We start from the raw sequence: 3,373 nt of genomic DNA on the forward strand, positions 1-3,373 counted from the left end.
GTGTTGCCACTCCCTCGGTGGTGTCCCACACCAGCCCTCCAGCAGAACCCACAAAAAAACCGCAGCAGGGCTGCGGTCATGATCGTGCGGCTTCATTCGCGCCACTTGACATGTTTATACGATACTCGTCGGCGGGGCAGTGATATGAACAATGGTTAGAGATGTTTTATATCCTGCGTAGAATGGAAGGTTTTAAACCCCTCGTCGTCGGGGCAGTGATATGAACACAGGCGGCCATCGATGACATGAACGACCTGTTGGACGTTTTAAACCCCTCGTCGTCGGGGCAGTGATATGAACTCCGCTGTGTCCACTTTTCGTAATCGTGCCGCTGCTCGTGCTGCTTGCCAGCCTGCGTGCATGCCACAAGAATCATGCCATGCAGTCCAATAAAAATTATGGTAAACTTGAAGCAGCATTGTTCGTGCGTCTGTGTCCACTCAAAGGATTCGTTATGCTCTATTCTCGCATACCTGTCAAGCTCCCCGTAACCTGCGCTCTTGCCCGTGTCTCCATTCGGACCTTGCGCACCCTCGCGCACTATACCCACCTGCGCCGTGAACGGACACAGACCCGCAATCAGCTTGCCGCTGCTATCCAGCACCACTGGGCAACCCCTGCCTATCGCCAGCTCGTGCGGCGCTCGCTGACCGCTGCTGATTATGAGCTATTGCGCGCCCTCTGGAATGGCACGCAGCCCTTGCCCGCGCCCGAAACGCTCGATCTTTGGCGCTGGCAGGCTCCATGGCAACCGCTCGCCAGCCTCTCATCGCTCCAACGCTTGGCAGTGCTGGGCTTAATTCTGACCATCCGCACGCCGCACGCTCGCCAAACAGTGTTGCTGCGCGATAGGTCTCGCTGGCTGCGTCGCACACAGGCACTACCAGCAACGCCTGTGCCAGCTTCGTTGCAAACGCTCTTTCACGCGGTCGCCGAACTGCTGATTCAGGGTTCGCTTGATCCGCAGCCTGCAACTATGCCGACCTCGTTTGCGCGCACGCTTGCTCAGGCAGCTGGTTGGCTGGTGTTGCGGCTCGATCAGTGGCGTACCACTCCACGCGGCGTTGCCTGGCTCCAAGCGAGTTTGACCGAACAGACTCGCCTGCTCCAGCAGCAGATTGTGTGCTGTTCGCCGCCAAGCAGTGGGCTGCCTGCGTGGCGTAATCCCGATTGGGCTGGATTGTGGCAAGCCCTCGTAGCGCTGATGGAGGCGCAATTGCCACGGCGCTTTGATGATGTCGTGGCCTTGCTTTGGGAACATGCGGCGTGGGGCACGCTGCCAGATGATCAACGTCGGCAATTGATGCGGCTGTGGCTACGCACGGTGCTGCAACCAGCAGGAGTGCTGAGCATTGCGCGGGGTTGGGTGTTTTGGCATGGCTGGGCAGCGGTGACGCTGGTTGCGCCGTCGTTTGATGGGCTATTGCTGCCTGCAACTGACCAATTGCCGCCGTTACTGCGCTGGTGGGCACAGTATTGGGGCCAAGCAACCGAGCATGGCTGGCGGCTCAGCGTGGTATCCATGCAGCGCCGCATGCACCAGACTGGCGATCTGACGGGGTTTTGGGAGCCGCTTGATGGCTGGTATGCGCAGCGTCCAACGGCTGTGGCAGCGGCATTGGCAACAGTCGCGGCCCGTCCACCAGTGCGCATGCGCCAGGTCACGCTGATCGAAGGGAGCGCCGAGGATTTAACCGCCATGGAAGCGCAACGTGGCATGCGCGATCGGCTGCAATCCGGTTGGACTGCAACCCAACGGGTAGTCCGCGCCGGTGCGGAGCCACAGGTTGCCCAAGCGATTGGCATCTTGCCGCCGCAGCGTAATCCACCACCCGCCGATGCGGAAACCTTGGTGTTGGCGCTGCGGATTGCGGCGCAGCAGGTTCCACGGTATGCCACGGCCTTTCAACAGCAGGCGCAGCAGCTGCTTGGCGAACTAACATTTGAGCAGCGCTGTGCCATCAACGAGCAGTGGGAAGCATTCGCGCCGCAATCTACCAGCGCCGATGGCCTGCTCGCGGTTGGGCAACAGCCACCAGCGCCGATCCCAGCAGAAGAGGCACGGCACGCAGTGCGGCAGGCGATTCGGGCTGGACAAAGTTTGACCGTGCGTTACTACACGCCAGCGGCCCATCGCATCAGCAGGCGCACGATTCGCCCACTCGAACTGACCAGCACTGGCGTGCGCGGTTGGTGCTCACTGCGGCAGGAAGAACGGGCGTTTCGCTTTGATCGCATGCTAGCAATCGAGGCTAGCACCAATTAATCAGTCCAGTAGAAGATCGGGTCGTGGGTAACGACACCTTGGCCAAGAATAACGATTGCCGTCACCGCATCTTTCGGCAACAAATAAAAACGAATGCTATCTTCATTTGGCACGATGATGGCGCTCAGTTGGCTGCGCACTGTGGCCAATTGGCTTCCGGTCAAATTGCATTCAAAGACGCTGTATTGCACCCGCGTGCCAAAATTTTCGAGGGTTTTGGCAATCCGACTGCGGCGTTTATCGTGGGGGATATCGTAACTAATTAAAATGAACATGCTCATGGTCAACCCTCATATGCGTTGAATTTTGGGCTTGGTCGCGGTGAGATCAAGGCTTACCGCTCGACCCATTGTTGCTCAAACATGTTGTGCAGGGCCTGATTGGCATCGAGCAATCAAGCAGCACGAGCGATAACCCAAACCCAGCACTGCTTGCTGCAACCCAAGTACCGCAGGTGCAGGTAGCTCCCACCCACTATTTTCAGTGGATCAGCCTGTTGATTGCGCTGCTGATTATGGGATTATTGATTATTTAGGTTAATCGGACAGGATTGGGATGACTTGTTGGCAAACAACGGCGCTTACGTGGGTGTCGTTGTTTGCTGAATAGGCTTCGTTATAGTGGGGAAATTCAATTGCTGCCGGGCTTGACAAGCCTTGTACACTACAATACATGGACACAGACTTGATTGAATACCAAAATCAAGTTGACCATAATAAATAGCATAGGTAAATGACAATTATTGATGGTAAGTAAACAAGCTTGGAAGCCACTAGCAGAGCAGATTCATTTTTAAAAGTGGACACAGAAGAGTTCAACACCCTGCCCCGACGACGAGGGGTTTAAAACGGGTGGCAGGCGCTGACGGTTGTTCAGTAGTGGGTGTTCAACACCCTGCCCCGACGACGAGGGGTTTAAAACGAGAGCAAACTCATGGGAGCTCCTTGCCGCAATTGGTTCAACACCCTGCCCCGACGACGAGGAGGGCTGGACGAATTCCTGAGAGGTTTTGACGGGATTTTTCGCTGATCCGCGCCGCCGCTGACCAATCACCACGCTGGTGCGTGGTTTTTTTGTGAGCAGACCCGCCTCACCGCCCGTTGTGCT

At 56.9% G+C, this 3,373-nt stretch carries 4 protein-coding genes; 2 read left to right on the forward strand and 2 right to left on the reverse strand.

Annotated elements, in window-relative coordinates:
- Positions 1 to 454 precede the first annotated feature (454 nt).
- Positions 455 to 2,266, forward strand: coding sequence for a WYL domain-containing protein (locus C5S61_RS01160; RefSeq protein WP_110513302.1), 1,812 nt, complete (start codon positions 455 to 457; stop codon positions 2,264 to 2,266).
- On the opposite strand, the gene cas2 is transcribed toward C5S61_RS01160, so the two are convergent.
- Positions 2,263 to 2,547 carry a CRISPR-associated endonuclease Cas2 gene (gene cas2, locus C5S61_RS01165; RefSeq protein WP_205701337.1) on the reverse strand — a complete coding sequence of 95 codons (285 nt, stop codon included), beginning with the start codon at positions 2,545 to 2,547 and terminating at the stop codon, positions 2,263 to 2,265. The two genes, C5S61_RS01160 and cas2, sit on opposite strands and share 4 nt — an antisense overlap.
- A gap of 71 nt (positions 2,548 to 2,618) precedes the next feature.
- Here cas2 and C5S61_RS01170 point away from each other — a divergent pair, with 71 nt between their 5' ends.
- Complete coding sequence (locus C5S61_RS01170) at positions 2,619 to 2,801, forward strand: hypothetical protein (protein WP_124033361.1); 183 nt, start codon at positions 2,619 to 2,621, stop codon at positions 2,799 to 2,801.
- A 257-nt stretch (positions 2,802 to 3,058) separates the two neighbouring features.
- Here C5S61_RS01170 and C5S61_RS27020 read toward each other — a convergent pair.
- Positions 3,059 to 3,373, reverse strand: a 315-nt coding sequence (locus C5S61_RS27020) for a hypothetical protein (RefSeq protein ID WP_205701338.1), incomplete at its 5' end; no start/stop codon positions are given.

The organism is Herpetosiphon llansteffanensis, assembly GCF_003205875.1.
In the GTDB taxonomy this organism is placed as follows: domain Bacteria; phylum Chloroflexota; class Chloroflexia; order Chloroflexales; family Herpetosiphonaceae; genus Herpetosiphon; species Herpetosiphon llansteffanensis.

Excerpts from the sequence above, each read along its gene's own strand:
- C5S61_RS01160 (WP_110513302.1), top strand. The coding sequence starts at position 455 with ATGCTCTATTCTCGCATACCTGTCAAGCTCCCCGTAACCTGCGCTCTT.
- cas2 (WP_205701337.1), bottom strand. The coding sequence starts at position 2,547 with ATGAGCATGTTCATTTTAATTAGTTACGATATCCCCCACGATAAACGC.